This is a genomic window from Comamonas badia DSM 17552 (genome assembly GCF_000484635.1).
In the GTDB taxonomy this organism is placed as follows: domain Bacteria; phylum Pseudomonadota; class Gammaproteobacteria; order Burkholderiales; family Burkholderiaceae_C; genus Comamonas_C; species Comamonas_C badia.
Genome location: NZ_AXVM01000002.1, coordinates 348,152 through 371,332, shown reverse-complemented (window position 1 = coordinate 371,332; position 23,181 = coordinate 348,152). Strand labels below are relative to the sequence as shown.

Genomic DNA, 23,181 nt, shown 5'->3' with positions numbered 1-23,181 from the left:
CATCAAGGGTATTTATGTTTGGAGACGTAGTCGGATGAGTCAACTCCTGATCAATGATTACCTCAGCCAGCTCGAGCTCATCAAGAAAATCAGTGGCAGCCAGCGCGAAACCATTGTCCGGGAGGCCTTCAAGGACCTGCTCAAGGCTTGGGGCAAGCAGCAGGGTTTGGTGTTTTTGGCTGAATATCCGTTGAAGACCGCCACCAAGGCCCATATCAACGTCGATGGTGCGTTGTTGCATGAATTGCGTATGCCCCTGGGCTATTGGGAGGCGAAGGACGCACAGGACGACCTCGATGAGGAAATTACAAAAAAATTCAGGCGCGGCTATCCGCAGGACAACATCGTCTTCAGCGATGACGCCAGCGTCGTGCTTTGGCAGCACCGGCAGGAGGTGATGCGCTGCCCAGTGGAAGACACCGCTGCGCTGGAGAAGCTGCTCAAGCTGTTTTTTGGTTACGAGCGCCCTGAGATCGCCGGCTTCCGTGCCGCCGTCGCGCAGTTCAAGACCGACCTGCCGGCCGTGCTGGAAGCACTCCGGCAGATGATTGACGGCGCACACCAAGGCAATACCCGCTTTCGCGCGGCTGAAGTCAGATTCCTCGCTCACGCGCAGGAGGCCATCAACCCGGCGTTGACCGATGCTGACGTGCGCGAGATGCTGATCCAGCACATTCTGACGGAAGAAATTTTCGCCAAGGTGTTCGATGACAGCGACTTCCATCAACACAACAACGTCGCGCGCGAGCTGTACGCGCTGGAAGCCGAATTTTTCACTGGCGCGCTGAAGAAGAACACCTTGAAAGGGCTGGAGGCGTATTACGCTGCCATCCGCGCCGCTGCCGCGCAGATCGGCAGCCATGGCGAGAAACAGGCCTTCCTCAAGGTCATTTACGAGAATTTCTACAAGGTCTACAACACCAAGGCTGCTGACCGCCTGGGCGTGGTCTATACGCCCAATGAAATCGTGCGCTTCATGATCGATGGCGCAGACTGGCTGTGCCAGCAGCACTTTGGCAAGAACCTGATTGACCGCGACGTAGACATCCTCGACCCAGCCACCGGTACAGGCACCTATATCTGTGAGTTGCTGGAGCGCTTTCGCGGTCAGCCGAAAAAGCTGGCGCATAAATACCGCCACGAACTGCACGCCAATGAAGTCGCCATCCTGCCCTACTACGTGGCCAATCTGAACATCGAAGCCACGTACGCTGCGATCACCGGCGACTGGGCCGAGTTTCCGAACCTGTGCTTTGTCGACACGCTGGACAACGTCGGCCTGCACACCGCCGCGCGCGGTACCACGGCGGAGCTGTTCGGCAGCGTCAGCGAGGAAAACGTCGAGCGCATCCGGCGCCAGAACGCGCGGCGCATCAGCGTCGTCATCGGCAACCCGCCCTACAACGCCAACCAGCAAAGCGAAAACGACAACAACAAAAACCGGGAGTACCCACATATCGATGCGCGCATCAAGCAGACCTACATCGCAGACAGCACGGCGCAGAAGACCAAGCTCTACGACATGTACGCGCGCTTCTTCCGCTGGGCCAGTGACCGGCTGGATGAAAACGGCATCCTGGCTTTCGTCACCAACCGCAGCTTTCTGGATGCCCGCACCTTTGACGGCTTTCGCAAGACTGTGGCGCAGGAGTTCAGCGACATCTATGTGGTGGATCTGGGCGGCGACGTGCGCGCCAACCCCAAGTTGAGCGGAACGAAACACAACGTCTTCGGTATTCAGACCGGCGTGGCCATCAGCTTCATGGTCAAGCGCGCACAGAGCGCCAAGGTCAAGAAGCCCGCGCGCGTGTACTACGGGCGCCGGCCGGAACTGGAAACGGCGGATGAAAAACTCGCCTTCCTGGCCAGCCAGCCGCTGCGCAGCCTGCAATTGGACGAGGTGTCGCCGGACAAGGCCGGTCACTGGCTGAACTTGACGAGCAATGATTTCGAGTCGCTGCTGCCGATGGCCAGCAGGGAGACCAAGGCAGCGAAAACAGCGGTGAGGGAACGGGCGATCTTCAAGCTGTTTTCATTGGGTGTTTCGACGAACCGTGATGAGTGGGTCGTCGGCAATACGCCGAGCGAGCTGAGCGCCAAAGTGCAGTTTTTCCTGAATCTCTACGACCGGCACATCGGGCATCCGGGCGGGTACGACACGCGTATCAAGTGGTCACGAAATTTGAAGCGGCGCGCCCAGCAGGGACGTATTGAGCGATTCGACTTTCAGCGTGTTTATCCCTATATCTACCGTCCATTCATCACGCGTCTGATCTACGCCTCCGATGTGTTGGTGGATGAGCCCGGTGCCATGCGCGAGTTCATTCAGGGCCGCACCCTTTGCCTGTCCATTTCCTCTGGTTTCCGTGTGCTGGCCGGGGGTGCGCCATTTGATTTGCACTATGTTGGAGACACCTACGGTCTTCCATTGCAGCGGCATGACGCGGAAGGCAACGTGGTTGACAACATCACCGACTGGGCGCACAGGCAGTTCACTGCCCATTACAAAAACGTGCAGGCCGCGCCCTTGCCTTCTTCCAGTGGTGGAGGGCGCAAGACCAATGCGCGCAAGATCACCAAGCCCGACATATTTCATTACTGCTATGCCGTGCTGCATGATCCGGTGTACCGCGAAAAATACGAGCTCAACCTGGCGCGTGAATTTCCGCGCATCCCCTTTTATGTCGACTTCTGGCGTTGGGCGGACTGGGGCGCGCAGCTGATGCAGTTGCACATTGGCTACGAGGCGGTGGAGCCCTTTGGACTGACGCGCCACGACGAGCTCGACGCACAAGCGCGCGCCGCAGGGATCACACCCAAAGTGCTGCTCAAATCGAACCCGGCGGCAGGCAGTATTGAGCTGGACAGCGAAACTACATTGCGTGGGATCCCGCGTCAGGCTTGGGACTATCAGCTGGGCAACCGCTCGGCTATTGATTGGGTGCTGGATCAACACAAGGAAAAAAAGCCGAGAGATCCCACCATCCGCGAAAATTTTGATACCTACCGCTTTGCCGACCACAAGGAGCGCATGGTTGATCTTCTGCGTCGCGTGGTGTCGGTAAGTGTGCAAACTGAGCACATCGTCCAGACGATGAGGGATTTGGCACGATAACGTGTGTGTGGGGATCTCCCGCGCGGCTGAGGCTGCCTTGAGCCAGTTCACCGCCGCTGCCACACCGCCGCAAAAAAACCATCCGTCCGATGCCGGTGCGGCCACAGGCGCAGGTAGCGCTGGCCGTCGGGGCCGCCGCTGCAGAGGCTTGGCGGCTCTGCCACCTTCAGTTGCGCCAGCAGCTCGCCCGCAGGCAGCGGCGTGAAATCCGGGTGCGCGGCGCCGAAGGCTTCGGCAATGGCTTCGTTTTCCTCGGCCAGCAGGCTGCAGGTGGCGTAGACAAGGCGCCCGCCGGATTTCACCAGGCGCGCACTGCTTGCGAGGATGGCGGCCTGCTTGGTGGACAGCTCCTCCAGGGCCTGCGGCGACTGGCGCCACTTCAGGTCGGGGTTGCGCCTGAGCGTGCCCAGACCGGAGCAGGGCGCGTCCACCAGCACCCGGTCGATCTTGCCCGCCAGGCGTTTGATGCGCTCGTCGCGCTCGTGCGCGATCGCCGCCGGATGTACGTTGGAGAGGCCCGAGCGGGCCAGGCGTGGCTTCAAGGCGTCCAGCCGGTGCGCGGACACATCGAACGCATACAGCCGCCCGGTGTTGCGCATGGTGGCGCCGATGGCCAGCGTCTTGCCGCCCGCGCCGGCGCAGAAATCCACCACCATCTCGCCGCGTTTGGCGTCCAGCAGCAGCGCCAGCAGTTGCGAGCCTTCGTCCTGCACCTCGATGGCGCCGCTGGTAAAGAGTTCGAGCTTGTTCAGTGCCGGCTTGCCCTGCACGCGCAGACCCCAGGGGGAATACGGTGTTTCTTCAGATTTGATAGCTGCTTGCGCAAGTTGATGCTGCGCCGCAGGCCTTTTCAGCTTCAAAGTATTGACGCGCAGATCCAGCGGCGCGGGCGTCAGCAGGCTCTCGCAGAGGGGCCAGAAGCCGTCGCCCGCCTGCGCCTTGAGCCGATCGGCCAGCCAGGCGGGCAGGTTGTGGCGCTCGGGCTCGAACCATTCCTCGGGCTGCACGGCGTTGCAGGCATCGAGCCAATCCGATTCCTGTCCGGACAGCGCGCCTTGCAGAAAGCCGCGCACCCCGGCAAATCCGAGGATGGCCAGGCGCCGCTCGCGCGCTCCCGAGCCCGAGCGCGCCAGGCGCTCGAACTGCAGCTTGCGCCGCAGCACGGTGTAGGTGGTCTCGGCCAGCGTGGCGCGCTCGCGTGGACCGAGGTGGCGGTGCTCGCGAAAGAAGCGCGAGACCACGGCGTCCGCCGGGTATTCAAAGGTCAGGACTTGCCGCAGCAGATCGCTGCAGGCTTCAACCAGGGCTTGTGGGTGCATGGAATATCAGTGAAATAAGGTGTTGACGCAGGCAGCACATGCGCCTGCAGCTATCAATGGGAGAGAAATTGGGCGACCGCGCGCGGATAGATCAGGTGCTCCTGCGTGAGCACGCGCGCGGCCAGCCGGTCGGCGCTATCGCCCGGCAGGATGGGCACGGCCGCCTGGTCGACGATGGGCCCCACGTCCAGTTGCGCCGTCACCTGGTGCACCGTGCAGCCGGCGACTTTGCAGCCCGCCTCGATCGCGCGCTGGTGCGTGTGCAGCCCGGTGAACGCCGGCAGCAGCGAGGGGTGGATGTTGAGCAGCCGCCCCGCGTAATGCGCTACAAAACCTGGTGTGAGAATGCGCATGAAACCCGCGAGCACGACGAGCGCCGGCTGGTAGCCATCGATGCGCTGCATGAGCGCGGCGTCGAACGCCTCGCGGCTGTCGAAGGCCTTGTGGTCCAGCACGCCGGTGGCAATGCCCTGCTCCTGCGCAAACGCCAGGCCCTTGGCATCCGCGCGGTTGCTCAAAACCGCGGCCACACGGGCATCCAGGCGTGCTGCCCAGTCCTGCTGCACGGCGGTGCGCACGATGGCCGCCATGTTGGAGCCCGTGCCAGAGATGAGAATCACGATGTTTTTCGTCACCCCAGGATTATCCCCGCCATGCCCTTAGATCCGCGCCTGCAGCCCCTGTCCGCCACCGAGGCCCGCGTGCTTGCCACGCTGCTGGAGAAATCCCGCACCGTGCCCGACAGCTATCCGCTGACCCTGAACAGCCTGGTGCTGGGCTGCAACCAGAAAACCAGCCGCGAACCGGTGATGCAGCTAGCGGACGCCGAGGTGCAGCAGGCGCTCGACAGCCTGCGCGGGCGCGCGCTGGTGGTGGAAATCGGCGGCGCGCGCGTGGCGCGCTGGGAGCACAACTTCAGCCGCGGCATCGGCGTGCCCGATCAATCTGCGGCGCTGCTGGGCCTTCTGATGCTGCGCGGCCCGCAGACCGCCGCCGAGCTGCGCATCAACGCCGAACGCTGGCACCGCTTTGCCGACACCTCGTCGGTCGAAGCCTTCTTGCAGGAGCTGGCCGAGCGCAGCGATGAAAAAGGCGGTCCGCTGGTGCTGCTGCTGCCGCGTGCGCCCGGCGCGCGCGAGCCGCGCTGGGCGCAGCTGCTGTGCGGGCCGGTGGATGTGCAGGCGTTTGCCGCAGCTGCACCCGCGCCACGCAGCGGCGATGCGCTGGAGCAGCGCGTGCAGGCGCTGGAGGCTGAGGTGGGGCAGTTGAGAGACCTGGTGCAGCGTCTGTGCGAGCAGTTGGGGTGAACCACATATTCCCGCGTTCCTGCGACCCTGCCTGGCCGAAAAACGTAAGGCATGTGTGGCAGCCGCTCAACCCCGGCTTCGATGCTGCGGCGCAAGGTGCGCGCCGCCTGCGGCGAGGATTGTTCGATGTAGCCTTGAATATCCGCCAAGTCGAACTGGGCCTCGTCCGACCACTCAACCGGCAGCACGCTGCTTCCTTCGCTCTTCGAGCAAGCGGTCCACGCGCGCCATTGCCTCGTCGTGTGGCAAGCGCGGCTTCTTGCTGTCTATGGCTTCCTGCACCTTGGCGCGGAACCAGCGGTCGTAGTTGTCGGCCTGCTCCTGGGTCTCGAACTCGGAGATGCGCGGGTCCAGGGCAGTTTTCATGGCAGGGCTCCTCGATTTGTCAGGGCGATATCGGGTCGATTATGGTCGTTCTGCTCCTGCCTGCAAGCGTTCAGGCTGGCTCGGCATCTGTCCTGCCGTTGACAGGTGCCACGCCTGGTGCGTGCTACAACCGCCGCTGCAAAGGAGACGCCCTTATGGATCTGGCATTCACCCCCGAAGAACAGGCCTTCCGCGACGAGGTGCACGGCTGGGTGCGCGCCCACCTGCCGCCGGAGATTTCGCACAAGGTGCACAACGCCCTGCGGCTGACGCGGGACGACATGCAGGGCTGGGCCAGGATTCTCGGCAAGAAGGGCTGGCTGGGCTACGGCTGGCCCAGGGAGTTCGGCGGCCCGGGCTGGAGCGCGGTGCAAAAGCACCTGTTCGAGGAAGAATGCGCGCTGGCCGGCGCGCCGCGCATCGTGCCCTTCGGGCCGGTGATGGTGGCGCCGGTCATCATGGCGTTTGGCTCACCAGAACAGCAACGGCGCTTTCTGCCCGGCATCGCCAGCGGCGAGGTCTGGTGGAGCCAGGGCTATTCCGAGCCGGGCTCGGGCTCGGATCTGGCCAGCCTCAAGACCCGCGCCGTGCGCCAGGGCGACAAATACATCGTCAACGGCCAGAAGACCTGGACCACGCTGGGCCAGTACGGCGAGTGGATGTTCAACCTGGTGCGGACGAGCACTGAAGGCAAGCCGCAGACCGGCATCAGCTTTTTGCTGCTGGACATGAAATCCCCCGGCGTCACGGTGCGCCCGATCCGGCTGCTGGACGGCGAATGCGAGGTCAACGAGGTGTTCTTCGACAACGTCGAGGTGCCGGCGGAAAACCTCATCGGCGAGGAAAACAAGGGCTGGAACTACGCCAAATTTCTGCTGGCGCACGAGCGCACCGGCATTGCCGACGTGAACCGCAGCAAGCGCGAGCTCGAGCGTTTGAAGCGCATCGCCAAACGCGAAGGCCTGTGGGACGACCTGCGCTTTCGCGATCAGATCGCGCTGCTGGAGGTGGACATCGTGGCGCTGGAAATGATGGTGCTGCGCGTGCTGGCGGCGCAAAAGAGCGGCAGAAATCCGCTGGACATTGCCGGCCTGCTCAAGATCCGCGGCAGCGAGATCCAGCAGCGCTACGCCGAGCTGATGATGCTCGCGGCCGGGCCGTTCGCGCTGCCGCTGATCCACGAGGCGATGGACGCCGGCTGGCAGGGCGACTTCCCCGGCGGCGATGCAGGCCTGGCGCCGCTGGCCTCGACCTACTTCAACCTGCGCAAGACCACGATCTACGGTGGCAGCAACGAGGTGCAACGCAACATCGTCGCCCAGACGGTGCTGGGCTGAACGGAGACGGACATGGACTTTGATTTTTCCGACGACCAGGAACAACTGCGCGACGCGGTGCGCCGCTGGGTGGACAAGGCCTACGGCTTCGAGCGCCGCCGCGCCATCGTCGCGGGCGGCGGGTTTGACCGCGCGGCCTATGGCGAGCTGGCAGGACTCGGCCTGACCGCGCTCACCGTGCCCGAGGCGCATGGCGGCCTGGGGCAGGGCGCGGTCGATGCGATGCTGGCCATGGAAGAGCTCGGGCGCGGCATCGTGCTGGAGCCGCTGGCGCAGACCTTCATCGCCACCGGCGTGCTGGCGCGCTGCGCCGCGGATGCCGTGCAGGCCGCCTGGCTGCCGCGCATCGCCAGCGGCGCGGCGCTGGTGGTGCTGGCGCAGCAGGAGAGAAAGGCGCGCTACCGTCTGGATGTCTGCGAATCAAAAGCGGCTTCAGCGCAAGGTGGATATGCGCTGACAGCTCATAAAAGCATAGTCAACGCCGGTGACCAGGCCGATGCCTGGCTGGTGCCTGCGCAGCTTGGTGGCGCCATTGCGTTGTTCCTCGTCGAAAAAGGCGCGCGCGGCGTGAAGTGCCAAGGCTACGGCCTGCAGGACGGCGGCCGCGCGGCCGAGTTGCAGCTTGCCGATGCGCCCGCGACGCTGGTCACCCAGGACGGCCTGGCGGCACTGGAACTGGCGCAGGACATTGGCATTGCCGCCACCTGCGCCTACGCCGTCGGCGTGATGGACCAGACCGTGCGGCTGACGGCCGACTACCTGAACCAGCGCAGGCAGTTCGGCGTGCCCATTGCCAGCTTTCAGGCGCTGCGCCACCGCATGGCGGACATGAAGATGCAGCTGGAGCTCGCGCGCTCGATGAGTTACTACGCCAGCCTCAAGCTCGGCGCGCCGGCGGATGAGCGCCGCCAGGCCCTGTCGCGCGCAAAGGTGCAGCTGGGGCAGTCCATGCGCTTCGTCGGCCAGCAGTCGGTGCAGCTGCACGGCGGCATCGGCGTGACCGATGAATACATAGGCAGCCACTACTTCAAGACACTGACGCTACTGGAAATGACCTGGGGCGATACGCTGCACCATCTGGGTGAAGTTTCCAGCAGGATGCAGGAGACGGCGGGGGTGTTTGCCTGAAACGCTGTCGGCGCAGGGCGCGCGGGGCGCGTGCGCAGGCCTGACCATCTTTTGCCTTTTCCCTCCTGGGATTGCAGGCACCGGCCAGTGCGCATCTGTAACAATCAGCAGTGATTTTTTCTGGCAGTCCATCGATGAGTTCCGTGTCCCCCGTGCTGGCCGGCGCACTGCCGGCGAGCGAAATCTTTCCGCACGTGCGCATCGTGATGGGCATGGTGATCGGTCTTGGGGTGACGACGCTGCTGTCCGGGGTGGCGCGCATCATCCAGCATCCGCGCAGCAATCGCCCGGACGCCATTCATCTGGCCTGGGTGTTGTCGATGTTGCTGGCCATGGTGCATTTCTGGTGGTGGCAGTTCGGCCTGTATGCGGTGAGCCACTGGAGCTTCGGCACCTATGCCTTCCTCGTCGGGTACGCGATCGTTCTGTTTCTGCTCTGCGCCCTGTTGTTTCCGGCGAGCATGAATGACTATGCGGGATACCGGGACTACTTCCTTGCCCGGCGTGTCTGGTTTTTCGGCCTGCTGGCCGTCAGTTACCTGCTGGACGTGGTTGACACCTGGATCAAGGGTGAAGCGCATTTCGCGGAATTCGGACGGGAATATCTGATCCGCACCCCTGTACTGCTGGTTCTCTGCGCCGTAGCCGTCAAGACCCGCCGCACAGGCCTGCATGCCTTGTTCGTTGCGGCGCTTTTAACCTATCAGGTGGCGTGGATTGTTCGCTTTTTCATCAATCCATGACGCGAGATTCGGCCTCGGGCGCGAAGCCCGGGCAATCCCGCGGGGCGGTTTCCCACGCTGCCCGCCGCTTCCATGCCGTCGGCTGGGTATTGGGCGCTGCCCTGTCTGCCATGCTCGTTGGCTGCGCAAGCCAACCCGCCGTTGAGATCGCTGCAGATTCCCCTCTCGCAGCAGCTGCCGCTGCTGCGCGGGATGTTCGCGGATGATGTGCCGCGCGCCGATCTGGTGCTGGCGGCCGTCACCGTCGTAGACCATCAACTTCCGGGCTTCAAACGATGAACCACAGGCACGCTCCACACTTTTCATTCCTGGCCGGCAAGGGAATGGCTGTCCTTCTGGCGGTTCTGTTTCTGGCGGGTTGTGGCGCATTGGGCGACAGGGCGGCTTCCGCGCCCGAGGCCGCCGCGACAGCGGCGAGTGCGGACGCCTATCTGATGCGTGCCCGCACGCAGACCGGCATGCAGGACGGGGTGACGGTACACGCCAGCGTATTGCGCCCTTTGGAGAGCGCCGCCCATTTCGGGCTGCAGCTTGAGGACAAAGGGGTACAGCCGGTGTGGCTGGAAATCGAGAACCGCGGCAACCGGCCGTACTGGCTCATGCGCTCCTTCATGGACGACAGCTACTACGCGCCGCGCGAAGTGGCGCGGCTGTTCCATGGGCAGACCGCCCCGGACGTACTGCAGGCCGCCGAACGCCAGCTGATCGAGGGTGCCATCCGGCTGCATGTGCCGGCGGGGCAGACGGTGAAGGGCTTTGTCTACACCCGCGTGGACCGCGGGTTCAAGCTGATGAATGTGGAGCTGCTGGGCCTGGGGAAGGTGCTGCGCTTTGACCTTGCAGAAGAGCTGCCTGGGGATGGCTTTGATTTCCGCGCCAGCCGCCTGCAACGCGCGCAGCGCCACGCCACGCAGCGCACGGTGGCTTTGCCTGAGCTGGCGCAGGCGCTGCGCACCATGCCCTGCTGCACCACGGATGCCGCAGGCACGGGGCAGGGCGATCCGCTCAATATCGCGCTGGTCGGCGAGGAAAATGACGTGCTCATTGCCCTGGACCGCTCGGGCTGGGACTTCACCGAAACCATCAACGCCGACAGCGTGACGCATATGGCGTCGGCGTTCGCGTTCGGGCGGGCGTACCGCAACTCGCCGGTGAGTCCGCTGTATTTCAACGGCCAGCCGCAGGATCTGGCGATGCAGCGTGCGCGCGCTGATATTTCGCAGCGCGGCCATCTGCGGCTGTGGCTGACCTCGCTGCGGATCGCGGGGCAGCCGGTGTGGATTGGGCAGATCAGCCGTGATATCGGCGTCAAGCTGACGACCTTGTCCAAGACGCTCACCACCCACGTCATCGATCCGCAGGTGGACCATGCGCGCTTTCGACTGCTGGAAACCCTGCTGCGCAATGGCCATGTGGAGCGCTGGGGCTACGTGGGTGGCGTCGGCGCTGCCAGCCGTGGTGCACCGCGCACCAATCTGACGCAAGACCCGTATTTCACCGATGGCGAGCGGCTGGTGGTGTTCATCACCAGGACGCCGCGGGCGATGGACAGTGCCCGGTACATCCAGTGGGAGGTACCGGGACGTTGAAGGTCGCCAGGGTTCCGAGTCTCGGTTTCCCGCGCTGCAGCGGGGCAGGGCGTTGCGTCAGGAACGCTTTTGGACCATCTTGATCACGCTGGAAAAATCCTCCGGGCCGTGCCCCGCCAGGCTGTGCGCGGCGTAGAGCGCGCGCGCCAGGCCCCCCAGCGGCGTGGCGGCGCGCACGGCGGTGGCGGCTTCCTGCGCCAGGCCCAGGTCCTTGAGCATCAGGTCGGTGCCGAAGCCGCCGGCGTAGCCCTTGCTGGCCGGGGCGTTTTCGTGCACGCCGGGGTAGGGGTTGTACTTTTCCAGCGCCCAGTTGCCGCCCGAGCTGCGGCGCATGATTTCCGCCAGCACCTTGGGATCGAGCCCGTTGGCCACGCCCAGCGCCATGGCTTCGCTGGTGCCTATCATCAGGATGCCCAGCAGCATGTTGTTGCAGATCTTGGCGGTCTGGCCCGCGCCGACGGCGCCGGCGTGGAAGATGTTCGCGCCCATTTTTTCAAGCACCGGGCGCGCGCGTTCCAGGTGCGCATCCGGGCCGCCGACCATGAAGGTCAGCGTGCCGGCCACCGCGCCGCCCACGCCGCCGGAAACCGGCGCGTCGATGAAGGCGATGCCGGCCGCTTCCGCCGCCTGGGCGACCTTCTGGCTGGTGGCGGCGGCGATGGTGGAGCTGTCGATGACCAGCGTGCCCTTGGCGATGTGGCTGAGTAGCCCGCCCTGACCATCGCGGCCCAGGTACAGGCCTTCGACGTGGTGGCTGGCGGGCAGCATGCTGATGACGATGTCGGCGCCCTTGACCGCCGCCTCGCTGCTGGCGGCGATGGCGATGCCGGCGGCCTTGGCGGCCTCGCAGGCTGCGGGCACGAGGTCAAAGGCGTGAATCCTGTGCCCGGCCTTGTGCAGGTTGATGGCCATGGGGCCACCCATGTGGCCCAAACCGATGAAAGCGATCTGCATGATGGAGTCTCCTGTGGTGGGTAAGCGTGAACTATGGATTTGTGAGCTGCTTGCGCTTGTGGATTGGGCGCTGCGGCAATGAATGGCTTGTACTTTTCTGGCGCCGGGGCGTGGCCCGGGCTGCGGGGTTGTAGGCCAGCGCGGCGGTGATCCAGTGCCGCCACTGCGCGCGTGTGGCGTAGGCGGCGGGCTCTATCCAGAAGTAGCCGGGCATGCCGCCGCGGGGGTCCAGCTCGCGCACGGCAGGGGTCTCGGCGATGCGCGCATGCTGTGCCGGCGGCAGGCGCACCAGCAGGTCTTCGCCCCTGACGGCGAGGCACAGCTTGTTGTTGACCATGAAGGCGTGGCAGCCGAACAGCGGGCGCTCCCGCACATCCGCCTCGGCACCCAGGTGCCCGGCCAGCGCGTCCTGCACCGCGGCGATGAGCTGCAGGGTCTCGGGGGCGATGGGGCGTGCAGGCATGGTGGATAAAACGCCTTCAAACGCTGGTGAAGCAAGCGTCGGCAGCCATGGGTTTTCTATCGGATCGCATCGGGCGCATCGCCGTCCAGCATTCTGCGGCCGACGATCACGCGCATGATTTCGTTGGTGCCTTCCAGGATCTGGTGCACGCGCGCATCGCGCAACAGGCGCTCCAGCGGGAAGTCGCGCAGGTAGCCGTAGCCGCCGTGCAGTTGCAGCGCGTCGTTGATGACCTCAAAGCACGCATCGGTGGCAAAGCGCTTGGCCATGGCGCAATAGGTGGTGGCATCCGGCGCGCCGGCATCGAGCTTGCTGGCGGCCAGGCGCACCATCTGGCGCGCGGCCACCAGGTTGGTGGCCATGTCGGCCAGCTTGAACTGCAGCGCCTGAAAGCTCGAAAGCTGCTTGCCGAACTGCTTGCGCTCCTGCAGATAGCGCTGGGCATGAGCCAGCGCCCCCTGCGCCGCGCCGACCGAGCAGGTGGCGATGTTGATGCGCCCGCCATCGAGCCCCTTCATCGCGATCTTGAAGCCTTCGCCCTCGCGCCCCAGAAGGTGGCTGGCGGGGATGCGCACGTTGTCAAAGCTGATGGTGCGCGTGGGCTGGCTGTTCCAGCCCATCTTGTGTTCCTTTTTGCCGTAGCTGATGCCGGGAAGCTGCGCCGGCACGGCAAAAGCGCTGATGCCGCCCGCGCCCGCGTCGCCGGTGCGCGCCATGAGCACCAGCAGGTCGGTGCTGCCCGCGCCGCTGATGAAGGCCTTGCCGCCGTTGATGAGGTATTCGCTGCCCTGCAGTTCGGCGCGGGTCTTGATACTGGCGGCGTCCGAGCCGCTGCCGGGTTCGGTCAGGCAGTAGCTGGCGAGCTTCTGGCCGCTGGTGAGTGCCTCGCCCCATTCGGCGCGCACTGCGTCGGTGGCCCAGGTGCCGAGCATCCAGGTGGCCATGTTGTGGATGGAGATGAAGGCGGTGGTCGATGGATCGACGGCCGCGAGCTCTTCAAAAACCAGTGTGGTATCGAGGCGGGGCAGCGCAAGCCCCCCGGCGTTCTCGGGTGCGTACAGGCCGCAGAAGCCCAGTTCGCCGGCCTTGGCAATCGCCTCGCGCGGGAAGACGGCCTCCTCGTCCCACTGCGCGGCATGCGGGGCGAACTCGCTTTGCGCGAACTGGCGCGCGGTTTCGGCAAAGGCGCGCTGGTCTTCGGTGAGTTCGAAATCCATGCGGGGCGTCTCCTGCTTGTTGTTTTGTAGCTGTCAGCACTTGCCTGGCAAGGGCTGGGGCCAGATTTGGCTTGTATTTTCCCTCCCCCTCCGGGGGAGGGTAGGGTGGGGGCTTGCCGCAGCGCGGTGCTTGAACCAGCGCCGCAGGCCCCCATCCCGGCCTTCCCCCAGCGGGGGAAGGAGCTGGTCACTTCAGGCTGATGGTGGTATTCATCGCGTGGTGTTCTTCATCGTCAAACCAGCGCTCGGTGATGGTCTTGGTCTGCGTGTAGAACAGCACGACCTGCTTGCCGTAGGGGCCCAGGTCGCCGAGCTTGGAGCCGCGGCTGCCGGTGAAGGAGAAGAGCGAGACCGGCACCGGCACGGGCAGGTTGATGCCCACCTGGCCGACGTCGATGTCTTCCTTGAACTTGCGCGCCGCGGCGCCCGAGCGCGTGAAGATCGCGGTGCCGTTGCCGTTGGGATTGGCGTTGATGAATTCGATCGCCTGCTCCAGGTTGTCGGCGGGCACGATGCACAGCACCGGGCCGAAGACTTCCAGGTCGTAGATGCTCATGCCGGGCTTGACGTTGCTGAAGATGGTCGGGCCGACGAAGTTGCCCTTCTCGTAGCCGGGCACGCTGGGGTTGCGGCCGTCGAGTTCCAGCTTGGCGCCTTCCTTGATGCCCTGCTCGATCAGGCCTTCGACACGGTCGCGCGCGGCGCAGGTGATCAGCGGGCCGACGTCGGTGCCATCGGCGGTGCCGACGTTCACCTTCAGCCCCTTGGCCTTGGCGACGACGTCGGGAATCCACTGCTGCGCTTCGCCCACGAGCACCATCACCGAGATCGCCATGCAGCGCTGGCCGGCGGCGCCGAACGAGGCGCCCAGCAGCGCGTTGAGCGCCTGCTCCTTGTTGGCGTCGGGCATCACGATGGCGTGGTTCTTGGCGCCCATCATGCACTGCACGCGCTTGCCGGCGAGGCTGGCGCGGTGGTAGACGTGGGTGCCGACCTTGGTCGAGCCGACGAAGGAAATCGCCTTGATGTCCGGGTGGTCGCAGATGGCGTTCACCGTGTCGGCCATGCCGTGCACGACGTTGAGCACGCCGGGCGGCACGCCCGCTTCGATGGCCAGTTCGCACAGGCGCATGGTGACCATCGGGTCCTGCTCGCTGGGCTTGAGCACGAAGGTGTTGCCGCAGGCGATCGCCATCGGGAACATCCACAGCGGGATCATGGCCGGGAAGTTGAACGGCGTGATGCCGGCGCACACGCCCAGCGGCTGCATCAGCGTGAAGGTATCGACGCCGGTGGCGATGTTGTTGCCCACTTCGCCCAGCTGCAGCGTGCCGATGCTGGCCGCGTGCTCGACGATTTCCAGGCCGCGGAACACGTCGCCCTCGGCGTCCGGCAGCGTCTTGCCCTGCTCGGCGGTGAGGATGGCGGCCAGCTCCTTCATGTGCAGGCGGATCAGCTCCTGCAGCTTGAGGAAGACGCGCCCGCGCGCCATCAGCGAGGTCTTGCGCCAGGTCTTGAAGGCCTCCTTGGCGCTTGCCACGGCGGCGTTGATTTCCTCCGGCGTGGCTTCGGGCACGCGCGCCAGCACCTGCTGCGTGGCGGGGTTGACCACGTCGCGCCACTTGGTGGTCTTGGATTCGACGAGCTTGCCGCCGATGAGCAGCTTGACGGTGGGGGCGAGCACGCCCTGCGAGGTGGATGCGTCCATTGCGCTGGTCTCCTGGTGAAAAGGGGTGAAGAACCCGTGCATGTTAGTTGTGCAAAATTGAATATGCAATAGACAATACTGCACTTTGGCTTTGCAAATTTGCACATGACTAAGCCCGCAGGCAACGATTGGGACAATCTGCGCTACTTTCTGGAGCTGGCGCGCACCGGCACCCTGGCGGCGGCCGCGCGGCGCACCGGCGTGGAGCACACCACGGTGGCGCGGCGCATTCTGCAGCTGGAAAAAAGCATGGCGGTGCCGCTGTTTGCGCGCGAGGCGGCGGGCCATCGCCTGACCGAGGCCGGCCGCCAGCTGCTGCCCGCGGTGGAGGCGATGGAAGCGGCCGTGCTGGGCGCGCAGCAGCTGGTGGCGCCCGATGCGGCGGGCAGCGGGCCGGCCGGGCTGGTGCGCGTGGGCGCGACCGAGGGCTTCGGCACGCTGATCCTGGCGCCGCACCTGGCGCGGCTGACCCAGAAATACCCGCACCTGTCGGTGGACCTGCTGGCGGTGCCGCGCATGCTGCACCTGTCCCGGCGCGAGGCGGACATCGTGATCTCGCTCGAACGTCCCAAGCGCGGCTCGGTCGTCGTCACGCGGCTGACGGACTACGCGCTGCTGCTCTACGGCCAGCGCGAATACCTTGCGCGCCACGCGCTCATCACGCGCCGCGAGGACCTGAGCGGGCATGTCTTCGTCAACTACGTGGACGATCTGCTCTTCACCAAGGAACTGCAGTTTCTGGAGGATGTGTTTCCGCCCCGGCGCTTCTCGCTGCGTTCCACCAGCATCATGGCGCAGTACCAGGCGGTGCGCGCCGGCGCCGGCCTGGCGGTGCTGCCGGCCTTCCTGGCCGATGGCGATACCTCCCTGGCCCGCGTGCTGCCCAATGAGGCCCGGTTTACGCGCACCTTCTGGATGAGCATGCCGGCCGAGGGCAAGCACCAGGCGCGCATCCAGGCGGTGTGGGCGTTCCTGAAGGAGGTGGGGCAGCTGGAGGCGGCCAGGCTGCGGCCGCGGCTGGCGGCCTGATGCGGTGAATTGGCGCGGCATTTCCCCCCGGTTCCGGGGCATCGATGCAGTATTTTTCATATATTCTCAGGCGGGCCTGACTCCTTCAAGACAGATCGGTTTGCCGCACGCTTCGCTCTCACGCACCGGATGGTGGCACTGGCTGCCAGCGCTGCTGGTGCTTGTCGCCGGGGTGGCGGGAACGCTTGCCACATGGATGTACAGCAGCCGCCAGGTCCATGACCTGGCGCAGGAGCGCTTCATGCTCCGCACCGATACGGCAAGAAGCGATCTGCTGCAGCAGGTGGACACGCAGGTCGGCCTGCTGATGAGCCTGCGCAATCTGGTGGAGCAAAGCCCCCGCATCAGCCGGCGCAATTTCGAACTGGCGATGGGGCGCATGGATATCGAACGGGTGCTGCCCGCGATCAGCAACATCCAGCTCATCCGCAGCGTGGAGGCCGGGCAACTGCCCCTGTTCGAGTCGCAGACCGCCTCGGACCCGCATCTGAACGGTGCGCTGCCGCTGGATTTCGCGGTGCACCCGCGCACCAGCCTGCCCCGCTACCTGGTCACGGACTTCGTCTGGCCGCCCGCGGGCCATGAGGCCTTGCTGGGGCAGGAACTGCACGCGCTGCCCGAGGTGCTGCAAGGCGCGGAGCGCGCCATTGCCGAGGGGCAGGCGGCCGCCACCGCCGCGCTGCCCGGCAAGGGCGGCGCGCGGATCATGGTGTTCATGCCGCTGGATCACCAGATGGGTGGGCGTGAGGGCGAGGCGGGGTCCGCCGGGCTGGTGGCGCTGACCGTGGACATGTCCACGCTGCTGGCGGGGCTGGCGGGGCCGGATAATTTCAGAGGGCTGTCTTTCAGCCTGAGCGATCACGGGCTGGCGGCGGCCCCCGATGCCGATGCCTCGCATGTACTGGTGTCCTATGGCGACACCGCATGGAACGAGACGGTGGGCCGCGAAGTGCTGCTGCCCGTGGAAGGCCGGCTGTGGCAATTGCGCTTCATGCCCGAAGCCGGGCTGCTCAGCCGCGCGGAAGGGCAGCGCCCGCTGGTCAACACCGGCATCACGGGGTTGATCACCCTCGTGATCGCCGCCTGGATGGCCTACCTGGGGCTGCGGCGCCAGCGTGCCCAGGAGCAGGCCGCCACGGCGCGCCAGGCGCTGCAGGAAAACGAAGCCAAGCTGCAGGCGGTGTTCGAGCATGCGCCGGTCGGCATCAGCCAGAGCGAATCGGCGAGCGGCCGGCGCCTCTACGTCAATCCGGCCCTGTGCGCCATCCTGGGCTACAGCGCCCAGGAGCTGATGCAGGCGCACTTCCAGGCCTATACGCACCCGGACGACCTGTCCAGGAGCATGGCGATGCGCGACCGCATGCTGCGCGGCGAGATCGACAGCTACCAGATGGAAAAGCGCTACCTGCGCAAGGACGGCAAGACCATCTGGGCCAACCTGCGCATGGTGAAGATACCGGGCACGGCCTGCCACGTGTCCGTCATCTCCGACATCACTGAAACCAAGCACGCGCAGGATGCATTGGCGCGCAGCGAGCAGCGCTACCGCGAGATGTTCAACCAGCTGCCGGTGGGGGTGTCGCTGGTGGACCAGGACGAAATACGCTTCATCAACCACCGGTTCACGCACATCTGCGGCTATGCGGCGCACGAGGCTCCGAACGTGGATGCCTGGTGGCGCGCCGTCATGCCTGACGAGCAGGAGCGCGAGCGGGTGCGGGGGCAATGGCGTGCGGCGCGTGCGGCGGCCGATCTGGGTGACGAAGGAGCCATTGGCCCGATTGAATTCGCGCTGACGGCCAAGGGCGGCATCCGGCGCCACGTGGAGCTCTCCGGCATGGCGCTGGGCAGCGCCCATATCGCGGTGCTGGTGGACCAGACCCAGCGCCGCCAGGCCGAGCAGCAGATCGCCTATCTGGCGCAGACCGACGTGCTGACCGGCCTGGCCAATCGCAGCGCCTTGCAGGATGGCCTGCGCAAGGCGCTGGCGCAGGCAGCGCAGGGCCATTCGCGGGGCGCGCTGCTGATGCTGGGCATAGACGGCTTCAAGGCGATCAACGAAACCAGCGGGCACGAGGTGGGAGACCGCCTGCTCGCCCTCGTCGCCCGCAGGCTGCTCGCGGGCGTTCCCGCCGGCGCGCTGGTCGCGCGCCATGGCGGCGATGTCTATGCCGTGGTGCTTCCCAGGGTGCCGGGCGATGCGGACGGGGCGGCGGCGGCCGTGCAGGCGCTGGCGCAGGCCTTGATGCAGGCGGCCAGCCAGCCGTGCGATCTGGAGCAGGGGCAGTTGCTGCGCGCCACGCTCGGCATTGGCGTGGCGGTGTTCGACGGCAGCGAGCGTTCGGCCGACGAGCTGCTCAAGCGCAGCGACATGGCGCTTTATGCCGCCAAGGCCCAGGGGCGCGGCGAATTGCGTTTCTTCACCCCGCAGATGCAGGCCCAGGTGGCCGAGCGCGTGCAGCTTGAAACGGATATGCGCAAGGGCCTGGAGGCGGGCCAGTTCGAACTGTTCTACCAGCCCAAGGCCGAGGGCGACCGCATCATCGGCGCCGAGGCGCTGGTGCGCTGGCGCCACCCGCAGCGCGGCATGGTCCCGCCGGCGCAATTCATCGCATTGGCGGAGGAAACCGGGCTGATCCTGCCGCTGGGCGATGCGGTGATGCGCATGGCTTGCGAGCAGCTGGCGCACTGGGCCGGCCACCCGGTGCTGGGGCGCCTGACGGTCTCGGTCAACGTCAGTGCGCTGCAGTTTCGCCAGGCGCAGTTCGCGCCGCGGCTGCTGGCGCTGCTGGCGCAAACCGGCGCGCCCACGCGCGCCATCAAGCTGGAGCTGACCGAAAGCATGCTGCTTCAGGATACCGAGGGCACGATCACCAGGATGCGCCAGCTCAAGGAGTACGGTGTGAGCTTCTCGCTCGATGATTTCGGCACCGGCTACTCCTCGCTCTCCTACCTCAAGCGCCTGCCGCTCGACGAGCTCAAGATCGACCAGAGCTTCGTGCGCCACGTGCTCACCGACCCGAACGAGGCGGCGATCGCACGCACCATCATCGCGCTGGGCGCCAGCCTGGGGCTGGACGTGGTGGCCGAGGGCGTCGAGACGGAAGAGCAGCGCGCCTTTCTGCAAAGCAATGGCTGCGACCTCTGGCAGGGCTACCTGCTCAGCCCGCCGGTGGCGGCCGATGACTACGAGGCGCTGGTGCTGGAGCGTTCCGAGCCGGTATCGCAGTGGGGCGCGCCGCTGTAGCCGGCACTTGCTTTGTAATTGCTAGCTGCCAGTGCTTGTGTGCATTGCGCTGGAGCCTGTTTTTATATGTAACAATTCAGCCTGCGATGGGACAGTATGATTGCCGCTCCCGCCGTTTGCGCGCTTTCCCTGCACCGCCCGCCGTGCGCCTGACCTCCATCAAACTCTCCGGCTTCAAGTCGTTTGCCGAGCCCACGCATTTCCAGTTGCCGGGCCAGCTCGTCGGCGTCGTCGGGCCCAATGGCTGCGGCAAGTCCAACATCATGGACGCGGTGCGCTGGGTGCTGGGCGAGTCGCGCGCCAGCGAGCTGCGTGGCGAGAGCATGCAGGACGTGATCTTCAACGGCACCACGCACCGCAAACCCGCCAGCCGCGCCAGCGTCGAGCTGGCCTTCGACAACCAGAGCCACCGCGCGGGCGGGCAGTGGAACCAGTTCAACGAGATCGCCGTCAAGCGCGTGCTCACGCGCGATGGCAATTCCAGCTACTACATCAACAACCAGCCGGTGCGCCGGCGCGACGTGCACGACGTGTTCCTCGGCACGGGCCTTGGGCCGCGCGCCTACGCCATCATCGGCCAGGGCACGATCAGCCGCATCATCGAAAGCCGGCCCGAGGAGCTGCGCCTGTTCCTGGAAGAGGCGGCGGGCGTTTCCAAATACAAGGAGCGCCGGCGCGAGACGGAAAACCGCCTGGCCGACACGCGCGAGAACCTCACGCGCGTGCAGGACATCCTGCGCGAGCTCAACGCCAATCTCTCCAGGCTGGAAAAGCAGGCGGAGGTGGCCGCGCGCTACCGCAGCCTGCAGCAGCAGGTGCAGCTGGCGCACCAGCAGCTGTGGTTCTTCAGGCGCCGCGACGCCGCCACCGAGCTGGAGCGCGTGCGCACCGACGGTCTGCAGGCGGTGAATGACCTGGAAGCACGCATGGCCGAGATGCGCCATGTGGAGGCCGAGCTGGAAACCCTGCGCCAGGCGCACTATGCGGCAGGCGATGCGGTGAACCAGGCGCAGGGCAAGGTCTATGAGGCCACGGCCGAGGTCGGCAAGCTGGAGGCCGAAATCCGCTACGTCGTCGAAGGCCGTGCGCGCGTGGAGCTGCGCCTGGCGCAGCTGGCGGCGCAGATCGCCGAATGGGCGGCGCGCAGCAGCGAGGCAGAGACCGAGCTGGCGGGCCTCACCGGTGCTGGCGACGATGCCGAGGAACAGGCCGAGCTGCTGGCCGCGCAGGCCGAAGAGCAGGCCGCGCAACTGCCCGAGCTGGAAGACGCGCTGCACCAGGCGCGCGGCAGCAGCGAGGCGCAGCGCACGCTGGTGGCGCAGGTGCAGCAGCAGATCCAGGTGCTGGCGGCCGAGCAGCGCAGCATGGGCGAGCAATCGCGCCAGCACGAGCTGCGCCATGAGCGCCTGCGCGGCGACCAGGGCGCGCTGGCCTTGCCCGATGAACAGCGCCTGACCCAATTGCGTGAAAGCCACGGGATGGCTGCCGCCGCGGCGCAGGAGGCGGAGGCGCGCCTGGCCCAGCTGCAGGACAGCGTGCCCGCGCTCGATGATGAACGCCGGACGCGCCAGCAGGCGGTGGCGGCCGAAGGCACGCGCCTGGCCGACCTGGCCGCGCGCCTGGCGGCGCTCAAGGATTTGCAGGAAAAGCTCAAGAGCAACGACAAGCTCGCCCCCTGGCTGGCCGAGCAGGGCCTGGATGGCCTGCAGGGCCTGTGGACGCAGCTGCACATCGAGCCCGGCTGGGAAAACGCGCTCGAATCCGCGCTGCGCGAGCGCCTGGGTGCCTTGCCCGTGGGCAGGCTGGAGATGCTGCGCGGCTTTGCCGGCGCCAGCGCTCCGCCAGCCCGGCTGAGCTTCTACAGCGCGCCCGGCGCGTCGCTGCCGGCGCAAGGCCAGGGCCGTTTGGTGGACCTGCTGCGCATCGCCGATGCCGGCCTGCGTGCGCTGCTGCACGACTGGCTGCACGGCTGCCTCACGGCCGCCACGCTGGACGACGCGCTGGCGCGCCGCGCCAGCCTGCACGGCGGTGAAGCCATCTACACCCCGCAGGGCCATGCGGTGAGCGCGCATGGCGTGGATTTTTATGCGGCGGATTCCGCGCAATCCGGCTTGCTGGCGCGCGCGCAGGAGATCGAGCACCTCGAAAAGGAGGTGCGGGCCCAGAACCTGATTGCCGAAGAATCGCGCACCGCCTTGCTGCGCGCCGAAAGCAGCTATCAGGATGCGAGCGCCCGGCTGCAGCAGGCGCGCCGCGAAGCGGCCGAGGCGCAAAGGCGCGCGCACGACGAAGAAGTGGAGCTGCTGCGCCTGACGCAACTGGCCGAGCAGGCGCGCGAGCGCAGCCGCCAACTGGAGAGCGATCTGGCCGAGGTGCAGGCCTTGCTGGAAGAACTGACCGAGCGCCGCGCCGTCGCCGAGGGCCGGTTTGAAGAACTCGACATGCAGCTGGCCGACAGCCAGGAGCGCCACGCCCAGCTGGACGACCGGGTGATCGCCGCCGAGCAGCAGCTCACGCAGTGGCGCGAGCAGCAGCGCCAGCTGGAGCGCCGTGCGCAGGAGGCGCAGTTTGCCCGCCGCAGCCTGCAGGCGCGCCGCGACGAGCTCACGCGCGCGGTGGCGATGGCGCGGCAGCAGAGCGCCAGCCTGCAGGCCGAGATTGAGCGCGCCCGCGATGAGCTCTCGCGCCTGTCCGACGCCGCCGCCCAGGGCGGTTTGCAGCAGGCGCTGGAGAGAAAGCTGGCGAGCGAGCAGCAGCTGGGCGAGCGCCGCGGCGAGTACGACAGCCTGACCGCCCGCCTGCGCGCCAGCGACGAGCTGCGCATGCAGGCCGAGCGCCAGCTCGAACCCCAGCGCGCACGCATCACCGAGCTGCAGCTCAAGGAGCAGGCCGCGCGTTTGGCATTGGAGCAATACGAGACCTTGCTGACCGAGGCCGAAGCGGATTTGGCGCAGGTGGAGCAATCGATTGCCGACGGGCAGGTGCAAGGCGAAGACCTGCAGGCGCGCATCGAGCAGTGGCAGCGCGCCATCGAGCAGCTTGGCGCCGTCAACCTGGCGGCGCTGGAGGAACTCACGCTCGCGCGCGAGCGCCAGGGCTTTCTCACGGCGCAGAACGAGGACCTGCAGCTGGCCATGGCCACGCTGGAGGACGCCATCCGGCGCATAGACGCCGAGACGCGCACGCTGCTCTCGGGCACCTTCGAGACGGTGAACCGCCATTTCGGCACCATGTTCCCCGAACTCTTCGGCGGCGGGCGCGCGCAGCTTTTGATGACGGGCGACGAAATCCTGGATGCCGGCGTGCAGGTGATGGCGCAGCCGCCGGGCAAGAAGAACCAGACCATCCACCTGCTCTCGGGCGGCGAGAAGGCGCTCACCGCCATTGCGCTGGTGTTCGCCATCTTCCAGCTCAACCCGGCGCCGTTCTGCCTGCTCGACGAGGTCGATGCGCCGCTGGACGATGCCAACACCGAGCGCTATGCCAGGCTGGTGGCCAGCATGTCGCGCGGCACCCAGTTTCTCTTCATCAGCCACAACAAGATCGCGATGGAAATGGCCGAGCAGCTCATTGGCGTGACCATGCAGGAGCAGGGCGTTTCGCGTATCGTTGCGGTGGACATGGCCGGCGCGATGGCGATGGCCGAAGCCTGACTACGC

At 66.2% G+C, this 23,181-nt stretch carries 17 protein-coding genes and 1 pseudogene; 10 read left to right on the top strand and 8 right to left on the bottom strand.

What is annotated here, in order from left to right; all coding sequences use genetic code 11:
* Nucleotides 1-34: 34 nt before the first annotated feature.
* Nucleotides 35-3,115, top strand: a complete 3,081-nt coding sequence (locus K320_RS0105895; RefSeq protein WP_024537919.1) for a type ISP restriction/modification enzyme — start codon at nucleotides 35-37, stop codon at nucleotides 3,113-3,115.
* A 47-nt stretch (nucleotides 3,116-3,162) separates the two neighbouring features.
* On the opposite strand, the gene K320_RS0105890 is transcribed toward K320_RS0105895, so the two are convergent.
* Together K320_RS0105890 and purN are read right to left on the bottom strand one after the other, a co-directional pair.
* Nucleotides 3,163-4,434 carry an RsmB/NOP family class I SAM-dependent RNA methyltransferase gene (locus tag K320_RS0105890; RefSeq protein ID WP_024537918.1) on the bottom strand — a complete coding sequence of 424 codons (1,272 nt, stop codon included), beginning with the start codon at nucleotides 4,432-4,434 and terminating at the stop codon, nucleotides 3,163-3,165.
* A 53-nt stretch (nucleotides 4,435-4,487) separates the two neighbouring features.
* On the bottom strand, nucleotides 4,488-5,054 hold the full coding sequence (gene purN, locus K320_RS0105885; protein ID WP_281172607.1) for a phosphoribosylglycinamide formyltransferase: 567 nt from the start codon (nucleotides 5,052-5,054) through the stop codon (nucleotides 4,488-4,490).
* A gap of 33 nt (nucleotides 5,055-5,087) precedes the next feature.
* On the opposite strand from purN, the gene K320_RS0105880 reads away from it, so the two are divergent.
* Complete coding sequence (locus tag K320_RS0105880) at nucleotides 5,088-5,741, top strand: YceH family protein (RefSeq protein ID WP_024537916.1); 654 nt, start codon at nucleotides 5,088-5,090, stop codon at nucleotides 5,739-5,741.
* A gap of 56 nt (nucleotides 5,742-5,797) precedes the next feature.
* On the opposite strand, the pseudogene K320_RS18605 reads toward K320_RS0105880, so the two are convergent.
* Nucleotides 5,798-5,929: pseudogene (locus tag K320_RS18605) on the bottom strand (type II toxin-antitoxin system RelE/ParE family toxin); the annotation flags it as partial.
* Nucleotides 5,916-6,107, bottom strand: a complete 192-nt coding sequence (gene relB / locus K320_RS0105875; RefSeq protein ID WP_024537915.1) for a type II toxin-antitoxin system RelB family antitoxin — start codon at nucleotides 6,105-6,107, stop codon at nucleotides 5,916-5,918. The gene relB and the pseudogene K320_RS18605, both read right to left, overlap by 14 nt.
* Before the next feature lie 155 nt (nucleotides 6,108-6,262).
* Between relB and K320_RS0105870 the strand changes: the two genes are divergently transcribed.
* From K320_RS0105870 to K320_RS0105850, 5 genes are all read left to right on the top strand, one after another.
* On the top strand, nucleotides 6,263-7,444 hold the full coding sequence (locus tag K320_RS0105870) for an acyl-CoA dehydrogenase family protein (protein WP_024537914.1): 1,182 nt from the start codon (nucleotides 6,263-6,265) through the stop codon (nucleotides 7,442-7,444).
* A 12-nt stretch (nucleotides 7,445-7,456) separates the two neighbouring features.
* Nucleotides 7,457-8,572, top strand: coding sequence for an acyl-CoA dehydrogenase family protein (locus K320_RS0105865; protein ID WP_024537913.1), 1,116 nt, complete (start codon nucleotides 7,457-7,459; stop codon nucleotides 8,570-8,572).
* 143 nt (nucleotides 8,573-8,715) lie between these two features.
* Complete coding sequence (locus K320_RS0105860) at nucleotides 8,716-9,315, top strand: hypothetical protein (protein ID WP_211236093.1); 600 nt, start codon at nucleotides 8,716-8,718, stop codon at nucleotides 9,313-9,315.
* A 117-nt stretch (nucleotides 9,316-9,432) separates the two neighbouring features.
* Nucleotides 9,433-9,594, top strand: a complete 162-nt coding sequence (locus tag K320_RS18970; protein ID WP_156913838.1) for a hypothetical protein — start codon at nucleotides 9,433-9,435, stop codon at nucleotides 9,592-9,594.
* A 44-nt stretch (nucleotides 9,595-9,638) separates the two neighbouring features.
* Nucleotides 9,639-10,904, top strand: a complete 1,266-nt coding sequence (locus K320_RS0105850) for an LssY C-terminal domain-containing protein (protein ID WP_024537911.1) — start codon at nucleotides 9,639-9,641, stop codon at nucleotides 10,902-10,904.
* A 57-nt stretch (nucleotides 10,905-10,961) separates the two neighbouring features.
* Here the strand turns inward: K320_RS0105850 and mmsB are convergent, their stop codons facing one another.
* The 4 genes from mmsB to K320_RS0105830 form a co-directional block, all read right to left on the bottom strand.
* Nucleotides 10,962-11,897, bottom strand: a complete 936-nt coding sequence (gene mmsB / locus K320_RS0105845) for a 3-hydroxyisobutyrate dehydrogenase (RefSeq protein WP_407059756.1) — start codon at nucleotides 11,895-11,897, stop codon at nucleotides 10,962-10,964.
* Complete coding sequence (locus tag K320_RS0105840) at nucleotides 11,890-12,321, bottom strand: TfoX/Sxy family protein (protein ID WP_024537909.1); 432 nt, start codon at nucleotides 12,319-12,321, stop codon at nucleotides 11,890-11,892. The genes mmsB and K320_RS0105840 overlap by 8 nt, the downstream gene beginning before the upstream one ends.
* Before the next feature lie 56 nt (nucleotides 12,322-12,377).
* Nucleotides 12,378-13,538, bottom strand: a complete 1,161-nt coding sequence (locus K320_RS0105835; protein WP_024537908.1) for an acyl-CoA dehydrogenase family protein — start codon at nucleotides 13,536-13,538, stop codon at nucleotides 12,378-12,380.
* A 187-nt stretch (nucleotides 13,539-13,725) separates the two neighbouring features.
* Entirely contained in the window at nucleotides 13,726-15,246 is a 1,521-nt protein-coding gene (locus tag K320_RS0105830) for a CoA-acylating methylmalonate-semialdehyde dehydrogenase (RefSeq protein ID WP_024537907.1), read from the bottom strand.
* A gap of 105 nt (nucleotides 15,247-15,351) precedes the next feature.
* On the opposite strand from K320_RS0105830, the gene K320_RS0105825 reads away from it, so the two are divergent.
* From K320_RS0105825 to smc, 3 genes are all read left to right on the top strand, one after another.
* Nucleotides 15,352-16,275: a LysR family transcriptional regulator gene (locus K320_RS0105825; RefSeq protein ID WP_024537906.1), complete on the top strand. Its 924-nt coding sequence runs from the start codon at nucleotides 15,352-15,354 to the stop codon at nucleotides 16,273-16,275.
* A 100-nt stretch (nucleotides 16,276-16,375) separates the two neighbouring features.
* Nucleotides 16,376-19,522 carry a bifunctional diguanylate cyclase/phosphodiesterase gene (locus K320_RS0105820; RefSeq protein ID WP_024537905.1) on the top strand — a complete coding sequence of 1,049 codons (3,147 nt, stop codon included), beginning with the start codon at nucleotides 16,376-16,378 and terminating at the stop codon, nucleotides 19,520-19,522.
* A gap of 143 nt (nucleotides 19,523-19,665) precedes the next feature.
* The gene (smc, locus tag K320_RS0105815; RefSeq protein WP_024537904.1) at nucleotides 19,666-23,175 is read left to right on the top strand and encodes a chromosome segregation protein SMC; all 3,510 of its coding nucleotides are present in this window, start codon (nucleotides 19,666-19,668) and stop codon (nucleotides 23,173-23,175) included.
* The last annotated feature ends 6 nt before the right edge of the window (nucleotides 23,176-23,181 follow it).

Coding starts and splice junctions, on each gene's coding strand:
- K320_RS0105825 (WP_024537906.1), top strand. CDS start 15,352: ATGACTAAGCCCGCAGGCAACGATTGGGACAATCTGCGCTACTTTCTG.
- relB (WP_024537915.1), bottom strand. CDS start 6,107: ATGAAAACTGCCCTGGACCCGCGCATCTCCGAGTTCGAGACCCAGGAG.
- K320_RS0105870 (WP_024537914.1), top strand. CDS start 6,263: ATGGATCTGGCATTCACCCCCGAAGAACAGGCCTTCCGCGACGAGGTG.
- K320_RS0105840 (WP_024537909.1), bottom strand. CDS start 12,321: ATGCCTGCACGCCCCATCGCCCCCGAGACCCTGCAGCTCATCGCCGCG.
- K320_RS0105880 (WP_024537916.1), top strand. CDS start 5,088: ATGCCCTTAGATCCGCGCCTGCAGCCCCTGTCCGCCACCGAGGCCCGC.
- K320_RS0105890 (WP_024537918.1), bottom strand. CDS start 4,434: ATGCACCCACAAGCCCTGGTTGAAGCCTGCAGCGATCTGCTGCGGCAA.
- K320_RS0105830 (WP_024537907.1), bottom strand. CDS start 15,246: ATGGACGCATCCACCTCGCAGGGCGTGCTCGCCCCCACCGTCAAGCTG.
- K320_RS0105835 (WP_024537908.1), bottom strand. CDS start 13,538: ATGGATTTCGAACTCACCGAAGACCAGCGCGCCTTTGCCGAAACCGCG.
- K320_RS0105865 (WP_024537913.1), top strand. CDS start 7,457: ATGGACTTTGATTTTTCCGACGACCAGGAACAACTGCGCGACGCGGTG.
- K320_RS0105895 (WP_024537919.1), top strand. CDS start 35: ATGAGTCAACTCCTGATCAATGATTACCTCAGCCAGCTCGAGCTCATC.
- K320_RS0105850 (WP_024537911.1), top strand. CDS start 9,639: ATGGCTGTCCTTCTGGCGGTTCTGTTTCTGGCGGGTTGTGGCGCATTG.